Raw genomic sequence first — 19,057 nt, forward strand, 5'->3', positions numbered from 1 at the left:
GGCACCCACCGCGTACTCGTCATGGGCACCCCCCTCCGCTTCTTCCTCAGCTTCGGCGAGGACGGCACCTGGTCACCCGTCACGGACATCGAGTTCCACCACGCGTACCAGGAGTCGATGTTCGACCCCGAAGCCCTGCGCAGCAACGTCCTGTGCCCCAACCGGCACCGCGTCGAGTACGAGACCGTCGAAGGCTGGTGCTGGACCGACGGCCGGGCCGCGTACGGGCTCATCACCCTCGATGACCGGGTGCCCCAATCCTGCGCCGGACTGCAAGCCCTCACCCACGGAAGCGAAGCCGCATGAAGCTCGTACACCCCCTCAACGCCCCCCACTCACCCAACCCCCACCGCGAAATCTGGGTCTTCCTCCTGGTCCGCTGCCCGGTGGAGAACCCCAAGTACTTCGCACCCCTTGGCATGTGGCCGCGCGTACTCCAGGTCGTCCGCGACGGCTGGGCCTGCCCGCCCGGGGTCATCGTGCGGCCCGGGGAGTCGATCCCCGACGCCGCCCACCGGGTCGCCGACGCGCTCGGCATCACGCTCCCCAAGGAACCCGCGCTCCTCGCCGTCGATCAGCAACCCGCCATCGAGGGCGAACAGGACGAAGAACTCGCCTTCATCCTGGACGGCGGCAGCGCCCCCGAAGACGCCTTCGCGAGCCTCCCCCGCGACGAAGTCGACGTCGAATGGTCAGCGGTGGAAAACCTCGAACGCGTCGCCCTCGTCCACGCCCTGCGCACCCGCCTCCTCGCCGTCGAACCAGCCCTCCTCGTCGAAGGCATGCCCCAACCCACCAAGCGCCGCCGCGAGGGGTAGCGGGGGGCGGTGGGCGGTGGGCTCGCCCCACCCGTCGTCGCGCATAACTCCCTTACATGTACGTGCAGTTCAGACACACACGAACCACTGTGGCCTTGCGCCACCGGAGCGGAGCAGCTGCCGCTTCCCTGTCTCGTTCCCTCGCGAACATGAGGGGAAAGTAGCTCGCCGAGTGACCTCAGGAGTGGGAGATTCCCCGGCAGGGCCGCACCTTCGTTGCGGCACCACGTGCCCCTAGGACACGCCTCCGCTTCCCCCAGGGTCAAAGACCCTGACATGACTTCCCCTGCCCCACGGGTTGTGTCTTCCTGCTCGGCAGGGGCGCTAAGACACCTTCGGATGTGGAGAGGAGGAACGCACATGGACCAGGAGACCGCCCCGGACACGGCCGAGGGAACGGACGCCCCCACGGTCATCGACCTGGGCAACGCCGCCGAGTTGACTCGGGGTAGCACGTCATCGTCGGTCGAGTCGAAGCAGACTCCGTACAGCTAAGCCGCCAACACAGCGGCCCCCGCGGACAGCCAACGGGGGCCGCCCCCCGATGTGCGGCGGCTAGAGAGGTGGCGACATGGGAGAGCACAAGCCACGGTGGTACGGCGGATGTGCGCCAGGCGCCCAGTTCGCCGGGACACCCGTGGGAGCACAGTTGCTCTGGCGCGAGCCTGCGCTTTGGGTCTGTGGGAACTGGCACTCCCAACACGTCCGAACCCTGGAGCGCGATGGAGCGCGGATCGCCGTGCTCGGTCCATGCTCCGCGACGGACGACGACGTGGGCTGTGCCCTGACGGCCTCCGACGTCGCGGCAGTCGCGCGGACGTGGTCGGGCTCGCACACGGTCGTTCGCCTGACCGGCCGTGGCCACCTGGAAGTCCTTGCCGACGCGGCGGCAGCCTCTCCCCTCTACCTGGTCAACACTCCAAGCGGTTCGGTCTGGGGGTCCAGCTCATTCGCGCTTTCTGCCCTAGTCGGCGGGCGTGTGGATCTCGCGTGGCTTGCTGCATACCTACGCGACAAACACAGCCCCGCTCCGGGCCGCAGCGCATGGACGGGCGTGACACCCGTCCCCCCGGGACACATGCTGACGCTCGGTGCCGAGACGGGACCTTCAGCAGTTCCGTGGTGGTCGCCGGCACGGCGCTCCTCGCACGAAGCGTCGACGGCTCTGCGGCGGGCGCTCAGCGAGGGCATTCGGGTACGGGTCGAGGGGGTACCAGCAACAGCGGATCTCGCGGGCATGGACTCCACCACCGTGACGCTGCTCGCCACGCAGTACGGGCCGATCACGGGTGTGACCTTGCATCCGGCGGGCATCACCAGCGGCGGGGACATGCAGTATGCACAAGCCCTCTCCGCTCCGGGCCTGACTCACGAGCCTTTTCCCCTCTCCACGCAGCACCTTCCGTTCACGGTGGCCGACGTCCCGTTGCCCGTGACGGACGAGCCGGCTCCGTCGACGGCAGTGTGGTCGATGTTCTCGGATCAACTCGGCACGATGGTGACCGCAGGCTCGCGCAGCCATCTCACCGGCGACGGCGGAGACAACCTGTTCTCGCCCGCGCCTGCTCACCTGGCGAATCTCGCTCGCCGTGGCCACTGGGCCCGCATGCTCGGGGACGCGATGCACTGGGCCCGGCTACGCCGACAGAGCCCCCGTCCGCTGATCGCTGCCGCACTCCGGGGCAACGCGCTGCGCATCGGCCGCCCTGACTTCGGGCACCCGAAATGGCTCACCGCGTCCGTCCCTGAGATGAGTGCCCCAACGGGTTCCGATGCTGCTAAGGCTCTGGTGGCCGAGCTGCGCGTGGTGGCGCGGTCGGCGTACGCAGAGATCCAGCTAGCCGACGCGTGCGGGCTCGCACTGCACAATCCGTACTTCGACGGAGCAGTACTGGACGCGGTGGTTTCGGCACCCATCGAACAGCGTTACTCGGCTTGCCAATATAAGCCGATGCTTGCCGACACGTTCGCTGACCTGTTGCCCGACGCACACCGAGCACGGGCCGCTAAGGGGCTCATGGTCGGTGACTTTCACCTGGGCATCCGTCGGAACCTGCGGCGCGTGCTCGGTCTTGCGGACGGACGACTAGCGGCCCTTGGAATCGTTGATCCGGTGCCGTTGCGCGCTACGGTGCATGCGGCTGCTCTGGGGGCGGAGACGATCTGGCCTCCGCTGCTATCCGTTCTTGCTGCCGAGGCATGGCTAGAGGCGATCGAACACACACCTGGGGTCGAGTGGACGCAGACCGCACCGAGCCCGGCGAGCGCTTGATGAGCCGAGCCAGCACCGTGGTTGCCCGTGCTTCTCATGCATCCGTCGTGCTCGACTACGACACCGGCCTGATCGAGTTGCGCCCCGCTTGCGCCGCAGTAAATGATCTGGGTGTCACGGTAGTTGACATGCCGGAGACCCAGCTGACGTGGGGGACCGTCGAGCAGGCCGCAGTTCCGTCCGAGCCCGGCCGCACCCCGCTGTGGTGGCGGGCCGTCGCCGTCCCGGCAGTCCTGGCCACCGCCACCGTGTGGGCCGTCGGGCGTCGGCGCAACCGATTCCAGCGACTCGTCCACCTAGCGTGCTCAGGGCGCGATTTGCCCCCGGCCACAGACCTCCAGGCTCGCTACGCTGTTCGCGCTGTCCGCTGGGCCGCCCAGTTCTTGCCGATGCGCTGGGCGTGCCTGGAGGACTCGACGGCTGCCGCACTCGTGCTGCGGGTCGTTGGACGCCGAGCCGAGTGGCGGCACGGCGTAGCCCTCGACCCCGTACGGCTGCACGCATGGATAGCCGGTCCGGACAGTGCTCCGGTCGAAGAACCGACGGACACCGCCCTGTACACCCCCACCTACACACCGGACGGGCCCGGTACGGCCCGCGCCACCAGGAAGGCACGACCGTGAGTGAACCCCACATCCTGTTGAGCGGCGAAACGCTCGCCCTCGCGATGCCCCGCGCGGACATGCTGCCCGAATACCACAAGTGGGAGAACGACCCCGCAACCATCCTGGGGTACGGGAACCAGTGGGCGCAGGCGTGGGAGGTGCGCGCCAGCGGGTACGAGCGCCAGCGCGGGAACGACCGCTTCCAACAGTTCGAGGTGGTCCGGCTGGACGACAGCGCACCCGTGGGCATGACGATTCTGGAAGTCAACACCTATGTGCGCACAGCCGAGTTCATCATGGTCATCGCCCCCGCCGCACGCGGGAAGGGTTACGCCACAGAAGCCGCCGGTCTCACCCTGGACTGGGCGTTCCACCTCGCCCATCTGCGGACGGTGTGGCTGAAGGTGCTGGAGCCCAACACGGCAGGCATCAAGGCGTACGAGAAAGCGGGGTTCCGCTCCGCCGGCCGGCTCCGCCGCTCGGGGTTCTGGCTGGGCGAACCCGTTGACGAGTTGCTGATGGACGCCGTCCCCGAAGACTTCCCCGGCCCCTCAGCCGTGGCCACCGCCCTCGGCAGATGACGCGGCATCCGCCGCGCCCTCATTCACAGACGTGCCCCCCCTCACACCCCCACCCCCACCCGCCCCGCAAACCCCTCAATCGACTCCCGCAGAGGCTCCGCCGCGAGCTCCGGCGATGCCGACGTGTCCAGGCCCAGGACCTCGATGAGGCCGAGGAGGCCGCGGGGGCCGGTGACGCGGAGGACGCGGCGGGTGGGGCCGGTCTCCGAAGGGTGGACGACCAGGGCCAGGGGGGCCGCGGCGTCCGTGTAGCCCGCTATGTAGGTGAGGAGTTGGTGCCGGTCGGGCGAGGTCACGTTCTTGTCCCCGTACCGCTTGTACTTCGCGTCCACCACGAGGAACCGGGTGGTCTGCGGCGCGCCGTCCGGCTCGGGGAAGGCCAGCAGCACATCGGGGTTGAAGGGCGGGTCCTTGTCCGTCAGCCCGCCGGCGGTCACGATGCGACCCTCCGCCTGCCCCGCCAGCCGGCCCCCGCACCCGGCCGCCGCATCGGCGGCCATCCGCCGTACGACGTGTTCCCACAGCGTGCTCAGATCGAGGAGCAGACTGCGGGCGGCGAAGCCGTACGGGTCGAGCAGGTCCCGCACCCCGCCGCCGGCCAGCACCATCCGGGCCCAGCCGTGCGCCGCCCGATAGTGCTGGTTGAGCCGGGTGTACTGGGCCCGCGCCAGCAGCGGCAGCGCGTCCGCCGGGCGCGGCGGGCGGGGGAAGTGGGTGGCCGTTTCGCGCAGCAGCGCCCGCGTGCGCGCGTCGGGCACCTGCTGCGCGGCCACCGTCAGCGCCGCCCCGCACACCAGGTTCTCCCAGCCGCCGTCCTCGTACTCGAAGGTCTCCAGGTGCAGCCGGTCGACCGCGCCGAAACAGCGGGTGGCCTGCGCCGTCACATCCAGCCTGCCGCGCAGCGCCGTGTCCACGCGGCTGCGCCGCACGTACGCCCTGCGCAGCCCGCGCGCCAGCAACTGCCGGCACTCGTGCAACAACGCGGCCGGCACCAGCTCCGCGTAACCCTCGTGCCCGATCAGCCAGTTGCGCAGCGTCGAGTCGGGCGGTGGCTGGCGGCGCGCGTAACAGAGCCAGTCGATCAGCCGGTCGCCGGCCACCGTGAACTTGGGCCGCAACACCAGCCGCAGCCGCTCCAGTTGCAACACCCCGCTCTTGTCGCGCGCCTTCAGCAGGTAGTCGGCGCCGCGCTCGCGGATGTCCACCACCTTCAGCGCCCGCAACTTGGCAAGATCGGCCCCGTACAGCAGCGTGCGCGGTACGGGCTTCGCCTCGTCGAAGCCGGTGAGGACCACCTGCGGGGTCGCCGCGGGCGGCGGGGCAGCGGGCGGCACCGGGTCACTCGCCTTCGCGGTGGTCGGCCGCCGCGCCGAGGGTGCGCGGGTCGCCGGCCGGTCCGGCGGCTGCCGGGAAGCCCTCCCCCACGGCCACGAAGTCCCCTCCGTCGGGTGGGAAGTCCTCGCCGGTGGGTGCGAAGTCCCGTCCGGTGGGGGCGAACGCGCCGGCCAGCACGCCCGGCAGGTCCTGCGGATTGGTCTGTACGACCCGTCCCGTACGGTCGTCCACCAGCGGGCCGAGCACCCGGCGCAGCAGTTCGGGCTGGCCGAGGCAGTACTCGGCGACCAACGGCACGATCTCGTGGTGGAAGGCGTGCGAGAGCTGTTCCGCGGTGCCGATCGGCTGGTCGCCGGCGAGCAGGTACGCCTGCCCGAGCAGGTGGTCGGGGCCGAAGACGAGGTCGAGCCGGTCGTTGAGCCCCTGGAGGAAGTCGGCGAGGCTCAGCCCCTCCACCTCTCCGTCCAATACGTCAAGATCGGGCGGCAGGTCGTAGAACGCGAACCGGCGACGGATGGCCGCGTCGATGTGGCCCACGCTGCGGTCGGCCGAGTTCATGGTGCCGATGATGCGGACGTTGGGCGGCACGGTCTGCTGCCGGCCGCTGGTCGGCAGCGTGATCGAGACCGCGCCGCGCTTGTCGAGCTCCAGCAGGGTGATCAACTCGCCGAGGATGCGCGGCAGGTCGCCGCGGTTGATCTCGTCCACGATGACGAGGAACGTCTCGCCGGGCGCGGCGGCAGCCGCCTCGCACACCCGCCGGAACAGCCCGTCCTTCAACTGGAGGTTCAACCCCGCCCCGTCCGCCGCCGGATCCGGCTTGAACCCCTCGATGAAGTCCTCGTACCCGTAGGAGGGATGGAAGGTGACCATCGTCAGCCGGGCCGCCTCGGCCTCGGCGGGCACCGCGGCCAGCTCGGCCAGCGCCGCGGCCCGCTCCTGCGGTGCCGCATCGATCAGCGTCCCCTGCCCCGCGAGCGCAAGCGCGACGCTCAGCGCAAGCCGCGTCTTCCCCGTGCCCGGCGGCCCCTGCACCACCACCTGCCCCTTGTGTTCCAGCAGGTCACGGACGTGCCGTACGGCGTCGGGCAGGTCCTCGTCGAGGGGGTACCCGGGGTCGGCCGGGTCGGCGAGGTCGCCGGCGGTGGTGGGTTGGAGTGGCTGGGTGAGGTGACCCGCCGGGCCGGGTTGCTGCGTGGGTGGGTGCACGGAATGCTGTGCGGGTTGCCCGGTCGGCTGCTGCGAGGTGGGCTGCTGCGGTGCCGCAGGCTGCTGGTGCGGTACGGGGCCGCCGCCCAAGCCCGCGCCCGGCCCCGCATCCGCCGTCGGTGGCTCCGAAGTATCCGCGCTTGCGGCGGCGGGCTCCGACGCACCGGCCAGCCCCAAGGCGCCCGCCCCCTCCTGCACCACCCTGAGCAGCTCATCCGCAGCCGAAGAGCGCCGCTCGGCCCGCCCCGCCCGAATCTCCCGCCACACCGACCACGGCACCTTCGCCAACGTCTGCTGCCAGGCGTGCCGCGGCTCGTCGAAGGTCTGGGCGTACGAGGTGTTCCACTCCACATAGACGCTGTGCCGGTGCGTCGCGGGCCGCATGTCGTACGTGTAGCCGCCGGTGACCCGCCCCACGGCCAGCACCTCCGACTTGCCCTTGTTGGCGACGATCCGATCGCCGGGCTCCAGGTCGCGGAAGGCCAGCAACTGCCTGGCCAGCCTGAGGTTGCCGCCGCGGCTCTGCGGCCAGTAGAGGTCGAGCGCTTCCTTGAGCTCCTGGTCGCTCTCGTACTGGACCAGGCTGCCCACCTCGTCCCAGCCGACCCGGATCACCCCGCGAGCCAGACAGTCGGCCCACAGGCTGGCCTGGGCGCCCGGTGCGATCTTCCAGATCGACCGGTCTCTGGGGCGCGGGTTGTGGAAGGCGTAGAGGAACGCCGTCACCTCGTTCGGCAGCCAGCCGTCGAACTCCGGCGTGCGGCGCACCAGTTCGAGCAGTTCCCGGTTGGCCCGCCAGGTCCGCACCCGCGGCAGGTGCTGGCTGTGCCCGCCGAGCAGTGTCGTGAAGTGGCGGACGTGCGCGGCGGAGAAGACCGGCAGGAACGCCTCGGGGAAGTAGGTCGCCAGCGCCTTGGTGGTCAGCGCCTGCCCGTACGACAGCAACTCCATCTCGTCGATCAGCGCGTACGCGCCGCCCCCGGCCGCCGCGAAACCGGCCGCGAAGTCCTTGCGCAGCCGCTCCCACGCGTCGTGCACGTCCATCGCGCGCAGCGCCGCCGGCACCACCCGCCACTCGCCCGTACGGTGCTGGTAAATGATGTGCTTGGCCGCACTACCGCCCCGGATGCTGCCGATGGCGTCGGTCCCGTACTCCAGGAGCCGGCAGAACGTCTGCTGCTTGCCGTAGTTGTCAGGACCGAGCGCGTACCGCTCCAACGGCAGCCGCAGCCAGTCACCGACCGGAAACTCCTCAGCAACCCGCGCCCGCTCCCGCTCCGCCCGCCGCGCCCCCTCCCGAGCCGCCCCCCGGTCAAACCGCGCAATGCGCTCCGCCAACCCCCGTCGAAAGTCCTCTGCCTGCGCGCCCTCAGCCATGTGGGCATTGTTGCGTAGGTGGGGGTGGGGGTGAGCGTTGGGAGGGGTGCGGACCGGGGTCAGGGTGGCCAGGGGCCGGGGCCGGGGTCGGGGTTGGGATCGAGGGGTTGGGAACGGCGTACGGAACCGACTGCCGCCGGGCCGACGCTCGGCCCCCGCCCCACCCACACCAAAAGGGGGCCAGCCAACAACCACCGCGAACGGCGTCGTCGGCTGGCCCCCGAGGTGGGGCACGGCCAGGCGGGTCAGCCCACCCGGGGCAGGCCCGGGCAGGTCAACCAGCCCGAGGCACAGCCAGGTGGGTCAGCCCACCTGAAGCAGATCCGAGCAGACCCGAGCAGATCAGCCCACCTGAGGCAGATCCGGCGTGCCCGCCGGTGCGGGGACCGGGAGTTGGAGGGCCGTACGGGGCTTGCCCACCGGCGTGCGGCAGGTCAGGTCCTTGGCCGGGAGCTTGCCGGTGGTCAGGTAGGCCGTGGTGGTCTTGTCGGCGCAGGAGCCGGCGGCGTAGACGCCGTGGCCCTCACCGTCGAGCACGGTGAGCATGCGGGAGCCCTTCAGCGCGCGGTGCGCGCCCTTGGCGCTGACCAGCGGCGTCTGCGGGTCCCACTCGTTCTGCACGATGAGCGCGCCGACCTTGTTGTTGACCTTGGTGGTGGGCTCGCTGCCCTGGTCCCAGAACGCGCACGGCATGATGTTCGACGCGAAGTCGCCGTACAACGGGTAGCGGGCCTTGTCGCGGACGGAGTCGCGGCGGTACTGCTCCGGGTCGCGCGGCCAGTTGCGCGCGTCGGAGCAGAGCACCGACCAGAAGCTCGCCGAGCCGTTGTCGCCGGGCACGCCGCCGAACCGCGGCTGCGTCGGCCGCGTGACGGACCGCGGCACCCGGGCCAGCTTCGCCTTGCGGCCGGCAGCCGCCTGCTTCAGCTCCGCGATGGCCTCCGCGCCCGCGCGCACGTTGAAGTACAGCGCGCGGTAGCTGCGGATGTCATCGCCGGTGATGCGCTCGCCGTCGAGGTCGATGGGCTTCTTGTTGGCCTGCTTGACCAGGTTCCAGAACGTCGTACGGACCTTCTGCGGCGTGTCGCCGAGCTTGAACTCCTTGTTCCGCTTGGCGGTCCACTCGCTCCAGCGCACGAACGCCGGCTCGGTGCCCTCCGCCCAGACCTGGATCATGCCGCGCCACACCCGCTGCGGGTCCACCGCGCTGTCGAGCACGAACCGGTCGGCCCGGGAGGGGAACATCTGCATGTAGACGGCGCCGAGGTAGGTGCCGTACGAGTAGCCGAGGTAGGAGATCTTCTTCTGCCCCAGCACGGCCCGGATCACGTCCAGGTCGCGCGCGGTGTTGCGGGTGGATATGTGGCGCAGCTTGTCACCCTGCTTGGTCTTGCACTTGCGCGCGACCGTACGGGCCCAGGCGACGTCCTTGGCGAAGGTGGCCGGCTTGTACTGCCGCTCCATGTTCTCCTCGTCGAAGGTCAAACCGCAGGTCACCGGGGAGCTGCGGCCGACCCCGCGCGGGTCGAACCCGATCAGGTCGTACTGCTTCTGCACCGTCTTCGGGAGCTGCGCACCCAGGTAGACCGGCAGGTCAAGGCCCTCGCCACCGGGCCCGCCCGGGTTGAGCAGCAGCACGCCGCGCCGCTCCTTGGCCGAGGTCGCCTTGACCCGGGATATCGCCACCTTGATCTTCTTGCCGTTCGGCTTGGCGTAGTCGAGCGGCACGGTGATGTCGGCGCACTGGATCTTCGCGGGCCAGTCGGCGGCGCACCGCTTCCACTGCGGCTTCTGCTGCTCGTACTGCGCCAACGGCCGTTGCGCCGCGGTGGCCGTGGCCGGCGCCAGCGCCGGAACCAGGGCGGCGACGGCACTCACCGCAACGAGCGATGCCAGGTGTCTACTGCGCACGGAGGAGTCCTTTCAGATCAGTCAGGAGATAAGGCGGACCAATGCGGACCAACCCTGACGCGTACTCCCGCGTCCGGGAATCCGGCTCCGGGCGCAACAACGACTCCGCCCGAGGGTTGAGCCCCGCCGCGAAAGATCGTTCCTGCGATGTACATGACGGGGTGTCGGATGTGCGTCACTTGAACCACTTCCGCCGGGTGCGCCCCCGCCGGCTCGCCACCCGGTACGGGGTGCCGCCCGGACGGACACACCCTTGACACGGGCGAGGCGCACACGCCTTCCGTGCGCGCGAGGCGGGTCCGCCACGCGAACGGGGTGGGCGGGCACGCCCCGGGGCGAGGTGGCTGGCGCCACCCGGGGAAGCGTACGCGAGGGTTGGTCGGCGGGGGTGCCTGGGATGGGTGGGCGCGGGGCGCAGGCGTGGGGGTGGGTGGGGGGCGGACGGTACGATGCCGGCGTACCGCATCGCGTGGCGGCCTGTTCCCCTGACGTTCTGACCAGGAGGCCCACCCGTGCCCGTACGCGCCCCGGAGCACTCGACGCAGGTCCGCCCCTTTCGCCGGGCCGACCGCGACCAGCTCACCGACCTCGTCAACCGCCATGCGGCAGCGGTGCTGCCCGGCGTCTCCGCCTCCGTGAACACCGTGCTCGGCAGCCTGGAACAGCGCCCCGACGAATACGTCACCGATCCCTGGGTCGCCGAGCGGCACACCCTGGTCGCAGTCGACCGGGCCCGCGTCGTGGCCGCCGCCCATCTGCTGAGGTACCGCGGCGGCGCCGACGTCGACCGCTCGTACCGTGACACCGGCGCCATCGACTGGTTCCTGCACCTGCCTGGTGACGGTGCGTCCGCCGCCGACCACCTGATGTCGGCTTGCCTGCACCACCTGTCCCGCTGGCACAGCCCCACCTGGCACGCCGACGGCAACCTGCCGGTGCCCGGCGTGTGCGGCGTCCCCGAGCCCTGGCCGCACATCCGGGCCCGGTACCGGGACGCCGGCTTCCAACACGACGGCACCACCGAGCTCCTGCTCATCGCGGACCTGGCCGACCTCACCGACCTCACCGCGCCGGCAGGCGCCGTACGCATCCACCGCACCGTCGGTGACCTGGGCATCCGCTTCGAGGCCAGGCTCGCCGGGCGCAGCGTCGGGCACCTGGAGGTGGACACCGGCCTGGACCGCGCGGAACGCCGCCCCCGCGGCGCCGCCCTGGCCGACGTCGCCGATCTCCATCTCGCCGCCGAAGCCCGCCCCGACACCCTGCCCGCCCTGCTGTCCGAGGCCGCCGACTGGCTGCGCCGCTGCGGAGTGGACCGCCTCCTCGCGTACGCGGACGGTACGGCGGTGGGCGTCTCGGCGGGTGTGTCGGGCTCCGCAGACGACCCGACGGCCCTGCTGTGCCGGCACGGATTCGGCGAATTGACGCGTACGGCCCGGGGTTGGTCGCGTAGCGGACGGTGACGTCCGGGACGGCGGGGGCGGCGCGGGGCGGCGGCCGGGGGCGGGCCCCGTGCGGGATGGCGCGGACGCCGCCCCGCCGCCCCCAGCCGCTCGGCCGAGCAGTGCACCAAGTGCTCCTGATACGAAAGTGACATGAGATGCCCCAGTGACAGGAGTGCCAGTAAGTCACCCCATATGGCAGGCTGACCGCACGTCAATTGCGGAGAAACTGTGGAGGCGGGGGAGCATGCCGGAGCTCGACAAGGGTGGGAACACGGCGGTTGAGGCGGGGCGGTTGGTCGTCGAGCTGCGGGCCGTGGGGGACGTGGTCGACCTCAGTGCGCTATTGGTCGGCGCTGACGGCAAGGTCAGGTCCGACGACGACATGGTCTTCTACAACCAGCCGGCCGCCGAGTCCGGTGCCGTGCAGCACCGGCCGGCCGACGCCGAAGGGCCCGAGCGCATCGAGGTGGAGCCGGCGGCGCTGACCGCCGACGTGGACCGGGTGGTGCTGGTCGGGAGCTGCGACCCGGACGACGCCAGCCGCACCTTCCGCGAGGTCAAGGAGGTGACGGTGCGCGTCGGGCAGGGCGCCGCCGAGCCCGTGCTGTTCCGTCAGCCCGACCTCGCGGACGGTGAACGCGCCGTACTCCTCGTGGAGTTCTACCGCCGCGGCACCCAGTGGAAGCTGCGCGCCATCGGCCAGGGTTACGCCGCGGGCCTGGCCGGCCTCGCCACCGACTTCGGCATCGACGTGGCCGAGCCCGAGCCGATCGAAGCGACCCAACCGGCCGCAGCAACCCAACCGGCCGGAGCAACCCAACCGGCCGGGGCGCCCCAGCCACCCACCGTAACCAACGCGTCCGCCGCCCCCGCGGCACCCCACACGCCCGAGCCACCCATCGCCTTCGCGCTCCCCACCACCCCCGCGGCAGCCGCCCCCCGCGCCAACCTCCGCAAGCCGCCGCTCGGTGCGCTCAGCCTGGAGAAGGGTGGTCAGGCCGCGATCGACCTGGACAAGCACGACCGGGAGTTGGTCGTCGAGGCCGCGCTGGAGTGGGACGGCGGCAGCGAAAGTCGCCGTCAACGCGGCGCTGACCTGGACTTCTACGCCCTGTTCATACCGGCGACCGAAGCCCTGAGCGGTGGTCCCAAGGCGCCGGGCACGCTGGTCAAGTCCGGCCACACGGCCGCGGGCGAACCCCTGTTGCCGCCGAGCCCGGCCGACGAGGCCACGGGAGCGACCAAAGCCGAGACCAAGGGCAAGGGCAAGGGCCGGGGCCGGTCGAAGCGGAAGCCGCAGCACGTCGTCTACTACAAGCGGCTTGGCTCACTGACCAGCACCCCGCACATCTGCCTGGACGGCGACGCGCGCGCCCCCGGCCGCGAGTCCATCCGCATCGTCCGCCCGGACGCCCAGGGTTACGTGCTGCTCTGCGCGTACTCCGCGCTCAGCAACGGCGTCGGTTCCTTCCGCAGCTTCGGCGCCAAGGTCGTCATCTCGGACGGGCGCGGCTCCACAGTCACCGTCCCGCTGTACGAGGACGCCGAGACCCGCTACTGGGTGGCCATCGCCCTCATCGACTTCACCTCGCCCGACGGCGCGGCGATCCAGCACGTCGAGGCGTACAGCGCCCGCTCCACCGAGCGCCGGCCGTTGCTGCACCTGGACGGCACGATCGAGATGAACGGCGGCCCGGTGGAGTTCAAGCGCCACTGACCCACCCCGGCGCCACCCGTCCGCGCCCCCCTCGTACGCGCCCCGCGCCCGCCACCACCACATGGGTCCGGGGCGTGGCGCCGGGTTGGTCCCCGGCGTCACGCCCCGGACCGGCCAACCGCCGGTCAGACCCGGTCGGCCGCGATCAGCAGGTACTGGAAGCTGCCGTTCTTGTACGCGTTCAAGAACGCCTCCTCGATGCCCGTGGCCAGCGGGGACGTCGCCCGCAGCTCCCAGTACGGGATGGTCGCCGCGGTCAGGTCCACCACGCTGATCGGCACCAGCCGGTTCTTCGCCATCTCCCGGAAGTACGCGGAGCGCGGGTGGATGTCGCAGATGTAGTGCGCGTTGATCGTGGAGACCTCGCGCGAGGGCAGCCCGTAGGTGTCGTTGTAGCAGCCGGTGATGGTGACGTACCGGCCGCCGCGCGCCAACATCCTGCGGTACTCGGCGAACAACAGCGACAGGTCCACGTACATGGTCGACTCGTTGTTCCAGATGCCGCGGAACGAGCCGGTCGCGAAGCCCGAGTCGAGCATGTTCTTGACGTGGTAGCGCACCTTGTCGTCCACGCCACGCTTGCTGGCCTGCGCGTTCGCGAAGGCCACCTGGGTCTCGGAGATGGAGATCCCGTCGACCTGGCAGCCGAAGCGGCGGTTGGCGACCAGGCTGCCGCCGCCACGACCACAGCCGGAGTCCAGCAGCCGGTCATCGGGGCCGATCGCACCGAGGTGGTCGGCGAGCAGATCCGCCTGGGCCGACTCCAACCGGTGCAGCTCGGCGGTCACCCGCTCGTCCCGGCTCGCCTCGGGCCCCTCAAGCGCCGCCCAGTCGACGTCGCCGATGCCGTAGTGGTGGTGGTAGAAGCCGTCGACCTCGCCGAGCCGCAGGTTGACGGGGTTCTCCTCGTGGTTCCAGTACTCGGCCACGGACCTCTGGTACGGGCTGGTGGCCGCGGGGACGATCGCGCTGGCGCGGTCCGCTGTGGTGGTCATGCGCTGTTCTTCCTTCTTCTCACCAGTAGTGGGGCAGGGAGTAGCGGTAGGTGTTGGTGTGGTGCCAGCGGTGGTTGCCGGCGACCCAGGCGGCGAGCCCGGTGGTGTAGCGGGCGAGCACCGGGTTGGTCGCGGCCAGCACGGCCGACTCGTCCTCGAAGGCGTGCATGATCTCGTTGTGGATCTCGACGGCCTTCAGGTACGCGGCCTTGAGGCCACGGCCGTCCTCGGCGGCGATCACCACCGGCAGGTTGAGGTGGTACGCGTCGCGGGCCATCTCCTTCGTGAAGGAGTACAGGTCGTTGACGATCGTGGTGGCGTTGCAGGCCAGCGCGGTCACCCGCTGCACCTCGGGGCGGGCGTAGAGCGCCTCGGGCAGCTCGTACCCGTCCACCGAGTCCACCAGGGACAGACACGGCCGGAAGTTGTTGAACTGCCGCATCACCAGGTACTGCCAGACCGGCGGCGTGGTCCGGGTCTCCGCCCACGCGCCCTCCGCCACGTACCCCAGGTGCAGCCGCGCCATGTCGTGCACGAACCTGCTGACCTGGCTGGGCGTGGCGATCTCCCGGAAGGCGCGCATCGCCCCGTCGTACGAGCGCAGCGGGGCGTCCGCGCCGAGCCCGTGCTGCCACTGCTGTTGGTAGCCGTCGGCGGTGTGCAGCGGGTCGAGCGCCGACTGGGCGAGGATGAGCCGGCTGCCGCGCCCGGAGACAGAACCGCCGTAGTCCTCGCAGTAGCAGTCGTCGACGACGTTCTCCGCGACGAGCAGCTTGCCCGCGACGACCAGCCGCTCCAGGTCGGCGGCGCCCGGGTGTTGCAGCACGACCGCCTTGCCGACCTGGAACCCGGCGAAGTCACCGGCCCACTCGGGCGGGAAGAGGTCGAGCTCCCTGGCCCAGGCGTCGAGCCGCCGATCGACCTCGGCGATCTTCTGCGGGTCGGCGGGGGCCGCGGGCGGGCAGTACAGCCCCGGAACCGGGTCCCCGGGCTGCGGCGGCCCGGCGGAACGGGCTCCACCATCCGCCCCGGCCGCCTCCTGCGCCCCCTCGCCACCGCCCGCAGCGGCGGCCCCGAGCAGCACCCGGGCCGCGGAGGTCCCGAGCCCACTGGGCCCCCCGGCGAGCCACCCGGCCGGCACGGGGATCGCCGGTGCGGAAGGGGTGGGCAGGTCCGCGACCGCTGCGCCAGCGGCCGTCGCGGGTGCCTGCGTAGCGGCCGGTGCGGGTGCCTGCGTAGCGGCCGGTGCGGGTGCCTCCGGCGCAGCCGCGGACGCGGAACCGCCCCCGGGGCCCCCGGCCGGCGCCCGCGCGGCGAGCAGCCCCCTGAGGTCGGGTGGGAGCGGTGCGAGGCAGGGGCCGACGGGCCCGGCCGGGGCAACGCCCCCCGCCCCCGCGGCCTCACCAACGGCAGGGTTGACGAACATGTGCGGCAACGTCGACACCGCTTCGGCCCTCCTTCACACGCCGAACTGACCGAACTGCTTGAGCTGCTTGAGCTGCTTGAACTAGTTGAGTTGGCTGAGCCGCTTGAACTGGCCGAGCTGCCTGAATCGGATGAACTTGCCGCGCTGGCAAGCTAGTTGAGCCGATCAACCCGAGCGAACCGAGGAGCTGGCGGCGCTGACGGACCGGTCGAGCCGAGCGACCCGGGCGGACCAGCCGAACTGAACGGGCTGAGCTGAACAGGCTGAGGTGAATGGACTGAGTGGGCTGACGAGAACGTCGGTCCCGGGCTCCGCTTCGTTCGGCAACCCGGTCTGATGAGCTTCAATTTCCGTGTGCGATCAGATGAACATGATCAGCCTTTCGGTCTGCACACACGATGACCTGACCGGGATTGAGCCCCTTCTGAACGAACTTGGCGGCGCCTGCCTCGAATGCGTCCGCATCACCTCCCCAGAGGGCGACAGGACTCGGCCAACCCGGCCGGAACGGGCGAGGTCGGACTCAGATCCGCGAGACGCCCCCGCCGCCCGCCCCCGGCATCTGCTGCCGTCGCCCGACACCCGCGGTGGGGGTGAATGGGCGTGGCGTGGGCGGGTGGCCCCGGGCCCACCGCGGATGGGGGTGCTCCGCGGGGCACGGGCAACGGGCCGTGGGAATGCGGGGGGCCAGGGGCCCTGTCGGCAAAAGCGCTAGGAGCCGGTCGCCGGGTTCGGGTCACTGGCCACGCCACCGGCAGGGCCGAGCACCCCCGCCAGCCGCGCCCGCGCGTACGCAGCAATCGTGAAGGCGTCCGTGATGGCGCCACTGGAGATCATCGCTTCGAGCTCGGGCCCCGAGACCGTCGCCGTACGGCGAATGCCCTCGGTGACGTCCCACGTACCGACGCAGTCCGGCTCCACCACGCCTCCGGCCCCGCAGCCGGCTGCACCGTCGACCGGTCCCGCCGCCGCGCCGGCACCCCCCGACCCACGGGCAGCACTCCCCGCGCCACCGTCTCCCGATGTGGCCCCGGCGCCCTCCCCGGTCAGCGGCAGCAGCCTGGCGGCGAAGAGTTCCACGCGGCTGCTCAGCAGCCCGGTGTCGGGGTGGAGTGCGCCGAGCGGTACCAGGTCGGCAGGGCGGGCCCCGATCTCCTCGTGCAGTTCACGCGCGGCGCTGTCGGCACCCGACGCGCCGGGCTCACCCATGCCGCGGGGGACCTCCCAGTGCCACCCGCGCGTGGCGTGCCGGTAGTGCTCGACCAGGACCACCCGCCCGGCGGGCGTGAGCGGCAGGACGACGACGCCCGGGCCCGTTGCGCGGGGGAGGACCCGTAGGTAGAGCCCGTGCGCGCCGTCGGGGAAGCGCACCACGTCCCGGACGACGGTCACGTATGCGTCCTCGTAGACGACGCCGATCGGCTCGTCAGGACCGGCGCTGCGGCGGGCGGCGTCGACGGCCGCCGGATCCAGCAGGACGTCGATGCCGTCGGGGCTGTTGACAAACAGGTCGGGGCGTTCGGTGCGCAACCGGTCGTAGCGGTCCATGGCGCCTTTCGTGCCGGGGCAGTTGCGCAACCAGTGTCCGTCGTACCGGCCCCCGGCGTCCGGCGCTTGCGGAGCCCGGCCACCCTGCCGGCGCCCGGCCGGGGTGGCCGGGCTCGACCGAGCGGCTGTCGGCCCGCGGCCGGCCTCAGTACTCCAGGTCGTCCCGCGTGGTGGTGGAGCCGTTGGCATCCGGGTTCCGGGCGACTTCGCGGTAGCCGGGGAGCCGCTCCACCAGGTGCTGGAACCGCTGCCACTCGGCCAGGGTCTCCAGCCGTACGGAGGCGATCTCGCGCGCGAACTTCTGCTCGCGGCGGCCGGCGATGCGGTTGCGGAGCACGAGCTGCACCGAACCGCCGTACGTGTCGAGCGCGGTGGAGCCGAGCGCGCCCGTCAACGACCAGATCTCGTCACCGGTGACGGCGGTGAAGGCGGAACCGCCCACGTTGATGACGAGTTCGACGATGGGGAACCACTGCGTGGCCTGGCCGCCGCGCCGGTGTGCCGCCAGTTCGACGATCTTCTGGTTGAGCGTGACGTAGCGGTCGAAGACCAGCCCCACCCGGTCGTGGAAGGTGGCCGGGTCGGCAACGAGGGATTCGAAGGCGGTGACGTACGCGTTCCACGCGCCGGTCTCGCGCAGCGATGCGACGTCGGCGAGTTCGAGCGCATCGAGCGCCATCGGGGTGAGGCCAGCCTGCACCGTGCTGAACGCCTGCCGTTGCAGGTAACGCAGCAGGTCGGCGAGGGCGTCCGGGTCGTCAATGGTCCGGCTGCTGCCCGAGGCAGATTCGCCCGCTCCCCGCAGGTCGCGCCATTCCTGGAGCGCCACCCGCTGCAAGCTGCCGCCGGGCGTCAGCGGGTACATGCCGAGCGCATCGGCGAGGTTGACGTTGTAGATCAGGTCCAGGAGCTGTTTGACCTCGCTGGCGAACGGCTTGGTCCCGTCGTACCTGCCCTCGGAGACGGGGTGCTGGGGCAGCGAGACGAACTGTTCGTAGAGCACGTTGCGGGTGACCGGCCGCCCGGCGACGCTCAGTTCGTTACTGAAGTCCACGACTTGGCCAATACGCCGCGCGAAGGCTTGGAGTCGATCGGCCGCCACGCCGACCTGGCGTGCGAGCAGCGGCAGGTCCTTGGCGGTCAGCGCCTGTACCCGGGCGGCGAAGGGCTGGAAGAGCGCGTTGCGCGCGTCCACCCGGTTCTGTTCGTCGTTCCAGGACAGCCGCAGACAGGTCATGCGCTCCGTGGCCGGCAGCGACGTCACGGTCTCCTGCCAGGCGGCGAAGGCCACCTCGTCGACGTCGACGGCCGTCGGCCGGTCAGTGGGTTCACGCTCCGCGAGTAGGAAGGGCACCAGGGACCCGTCGGCGAGCAGCCGCTGGTGCGCTCGGCGGGCGGCGTCGTCATACAGGAAGTCCCGGCTGACCGCGGAATTGTTGTAGAAGTAGGCGCGGTTGGCGACGACCTGGCGCGTGTTGATGAGGCTGCGGAAGTACTCGGCCCGCACCTCCTTGCCGCGTACGTCGTCGACCTCGCTCAGCGAGCGGCCGTCCGCGACCATTGCGCGGGTGCGTGCTGGGGCCACCGGCCCGCCCGGCCCCGACGAGCGGCGTGGGCTCGGCTGTGGGGGGTTCGCGTGCGCTGGTGGGTGGGGCAGGGCAACTTGGGGCGTCGATGCGGCACCCGGCCGACTGGTACCGCACCGGGCGGTGCCCACGGAGGTAGGGTCCCGCGGCGGACGCACCGCCGTACACGGCTCGGACGGCTGTCGACGGCACGCGGTGCGCGCGCCCGCGCATACGGTAGCGCTCCGCTCGA

16 protein-coding genes are annotated in these 19,057 nt (G+C 71.3%); 9 read left to right on the forward strand and 7 right to left on the reverse strand.

Translation table 11 applies throughout. The features are described 5' to 3' along the window. The first annotated feature begins 21 nt into the window (after positions 1-21). The 6 genes from ACMA1D_RS16240 to ACMA1D_RS16265 all read left to right on the forward strand — a co-directional run bounded on the left by ACMA1D_RS16240 (position 22) and on the right by ACMA1D_RS16265 (position 4,276). On the forward strand, positions 22-306 hold the full coding sequence (locus ACMA1D_RS16240; RefSeq protein ID WP_414724684.1) for a hypothetical protein: 285 nt from the start codon (positions 22-24) through the stop codon (positions 304-306). Continuing rightward, complete coding sequence (locus ACMA1D_RS16245) at positions 303-818, forward strand: hypothetical protein (RefSeq protein WP_414724685.1); 516 nt, start codon at positions 303-305, stop codon at positions 816-818. Before ACMA1D_RS16240 ends, ACMA1D_RS16245 begins: the two co-directional genes overlap by 4 nt. Positions 819-1,178: 360 nt before the next feature. After that, positions 1,179-1,313 (forward strand): albusnodin family lasso peptide, encoded by a 135-nt coding sequence (locus tag ACMA1D_RS16250; protein ID WP_414724686.1) that lies wholly within the window; start codon positions 1,179-1,181, stop codon positions 1,311-1,313. A 76-nt stretch (positions 1,314-1,389) separates the two neighbouring features. Continuing rightward, complete coding sequence (locus ACMA1D_RS16255; RefSeq protein WP_414724687.1) at positions 1,390-3,090, forward strand: albusnodin/ikarugamycin family macrolactam cyclase; 1,701 nt, start codon at positions 1,390-1,392, stop codon at positions 3,088-3,090. A 128-nt stretch (positions 3,091-3,218) separates the two neighbouring features. Continuing rightward, a complete protein-coding gene (locus ACMA1D_RS16260; RefSeq protein ID WP_414724688.1) occupies positions 3,219-3,713 on the forward strand; it encodes a lasso peptide biosynthesis B2 protein in 495 nt (164 codons plus the stop codon). After that, positions 3,710-4,276: a GNAT family N-acetyltransferase gene (locus ACMA1D_RS16265; RefSeq protein ID WP_414724689.1), complete on the forward strand. Its 567-nt coding sequence runs from the start codon at positions 3,710-3,712 to the stop codon at positions 4,274-4,276. Before ACMA1D_RS16260 ends, ACMA1D_RS16265 begins: the two co-directional genes overlap by 4 nt. 41 nt (positions 4,277-4,317) lie before the next feature. Here ACMA1D_RS16265 and ACMA1D_RS16270 read toward each other — a convergent pair whose 3' ends face one another. The 3 genes from ACMA1D_RS16270 to ACMA1D_RS16280 form a co-directional block, all read right to left on the reverse strand. Next, positions 4,318-5,610 (reverse strand): McrC family protein, encoded by a 1,293-nt coding sequence (locus ACMA1D_RS16270; RefSeq protein WP_414724690.1) that lies wholly within the window; start codon positions 5,608-5,610, stop codon positions 4,318-4,320. A gap of 4 nt (positions 5,611-5,614) precedes the next feature. After that, positions 5,615-8,197, reverse strand: coding sequence for an AAA family ATPase (locus ACMA1D_RS16275; RefSeq protein WP_414724691.1), 2,583 nt, complete (start codon positions 8,195-8,197; stop codon positions 5,615-5,617). Positions 8,198-8,539: 342 nt separating this feature from the next. Beyond that, complete coding sequence (locus tag ACMA1D_RS16280) at positions 8,540-10,108, reverse strand: alpha/beta hydrolase (protein ID WP_414724692.1); 1,569 nt, start codon at positions 10,106-10,108, stop codon at positions 8,540-8,542. A gap of 512 nt (positions 10,109-10,620) precedes the next feature. Here ACMA1D_RS16280 and ACMA1D_RS16285 point away from each other — a divergent pair. Together ACMA1D_RS16285 and ACMA1D_RS16290 are read left to right on the forward strand one after the other, a co-directional pair. Then, complete coding sequence (locus tag ACMA1D_RS16285) at positions 10,621-11,571, forward strand: N-acetyltransferase (protein WP_414724693.1); 951 nt, start codon at positions 10,621-10,623, stop codon at positions 11,569-11,571. A gap of 226 nt (positions 11,572-11,797) precedes the next feature. Continuing rightward, positions 11,798-13,270 (forward strand): TerD family protein, encoded by a 1,473-nt coding sequence (locus ACMA1D_RS16290; protein WP_414724694.1) that lies wholly within the window; start codon positions 11,798-11,800, stop codon positions 13,268-13,270. Positions 13,271-13,395: 125 nt separating this feature from the next. Here the strand turns inward: ACMA1D_RS16290 and ACMA1D_RS16295 are convergent, their stop codons facing one another. After that, entirely contained in the window at positions 13,396-14,265 is an 870-nt protein-coding gene (locus ACMA1D_RS16295; RefSeq protein WP_414724695.1) for a geranyl diphosphate 2-C-methyltransferase, read from the reverse strand. A gap of 19 nt (positions 14,266-14,284) precedes the next feature. Continuing rightward, positions 14,285-15,346, reverse strand: coding sequence for a family 2 encapsulin nanocompartment cargo protein terpene cyclase (locus ACMA1D_RS16300; protein ID WP_414724742.1), 1,062 nt, complete (start codon positions 15,344-15,346; stop codon positions 14,285-14,287). A 345-nt stretch (positions 15,347-15,691) separates the two neighbouring features. Here ACMA1D_RS16300 and ACMA1D_RS16305 point away from each other — a divergent pair, with 345 nt between their 5' ends. Beyond that, positions 15,692-15,847 carry a hypothetical protein gene (locus tag ACMA1D_RS16305; RefSeq protein ID WP_414724696.1) on the forward strand — a complete coding sequence of 52 codons (156 nt, stop codon included), beginning with the start codon at positions 15,692-15,694 and terminating at the stop codon, positions 15,845-15,847. 555 nt (positions 15,848-16,402) lie between these two features. On the opposite strand, the gene ACMA1D_RS16310 is transcribed toward ACMA1D_RS16305, so the two are convergent. Together ACMA1D_RS16310 and ACMA1D_RS16315 are read right to left on the reverse strand one after the other, a co-directional pair. Further along, positions 16,403-17,239: an NUDIX hydrolase gene (locus ACMA1D_RS16310; RefSeq protein ID WP_414724697.1), complete on the reverse strand. Its 837-nt coding sequence runs from the start codon at positions 17,237-17,239 to the stop codon at positions 16,403-16,405. 145 nt (positions 17,240-17,384) lie between these two features. Further along, positions 17,385-18,800, reverse strand: a complete 1,416-nt coding sequence (locus tag ACMA1D_RS16315; protein WP_414724698.1) for a hypothetical protein — start codon at positions 18,798-18,800, stop codon at positions 17,385-17,387. Positions 18,801-19,057: the final 257 nt, after the last annotated feature.

Source organism: Streptomyces sp. 796.1, from assembly GCF_047525675.1.
In the GTDB taxonomy this organism is placed as follows: Bacteria; Actinomycetota; Actinomycetes; order Streptomycetales; family Streptomycetaceae; genus Streptomyces.

Bases quoted from the DNA above. Each gene is read 5' to 3' on its own strand.
- ACMA1D_RS16290 (WP_414724694.1), top strand. From the start codon at position 11,798: ATGCCGGAGCTCGACAAGGGTGGGAACACGGCGGTTGAGGCGGGGCGG.
- ACMA1D_RS16310 (WP_414724697.1), bottom strand. From the start codon at position 17,239: ATGGACCGCTACGACCGGTTGCGCACCGAACGCCCCGACCTGTTTGTC.
- ACMA1D_RS16275 (WP_414724691.1), bottom strand. From the start codon at position 8,197: ATGGCTGAGGGCGCGCAGGCAGAGGACTTTCGACGGGGGTTGGCGGAG.
- ACMA1D_RS16240 (WP_414724684.1), top strand. From the start codon at position 22: ATGGGCACCCCCCTCCGCTTCTTCCTCAGCTTCGGCGAGGACGGCACC.
- ACMA1D_RS16250 (WP_414724686.1), top strand. From the start codon at position 1,179: ATGGACCAGGAGACCGCCCCGGACACGGCCGAGGGAACGGACGCCCCC.
- ACMA1D_RS16255 (WP_414724687.1), top strand. From the start codon at position 1,390: ATGGGAGAGCACAAGCCACGGTGGTACGGCGGATGTGCGCCAGGCGCC.
- ACMA1D_RS16245 (WP_414724685.1), top strand. From the start codon at position 303: ATGAAGCTCGTACACCCCCTCAACGCCCCCCACTCACCCAACCCCCAC.
- ACMA1D_RS16260 (WP_414724688.1), top strand. From the start codon at position 3,219: ATGCCGGAGACCCAGCTGACGTGGGGGACCGTCGAGCAGGCCGCAGTT.
- ACMA1D_RS16315 (WP_414724698.1), bottom strand. From the start codon at position 18,800: ATGGTCGCGGACGGCCGCTCGCTGAGCGAGGTCGACGACGTACGCGGC.
- ACMA1D_RS16295 (WP_414724695.1), bottom strand. From the start codon at position 14,265: ATGACCACCACAGCGGACCGCGCCAGCGCGATCGTCCCCGCGGCCACC.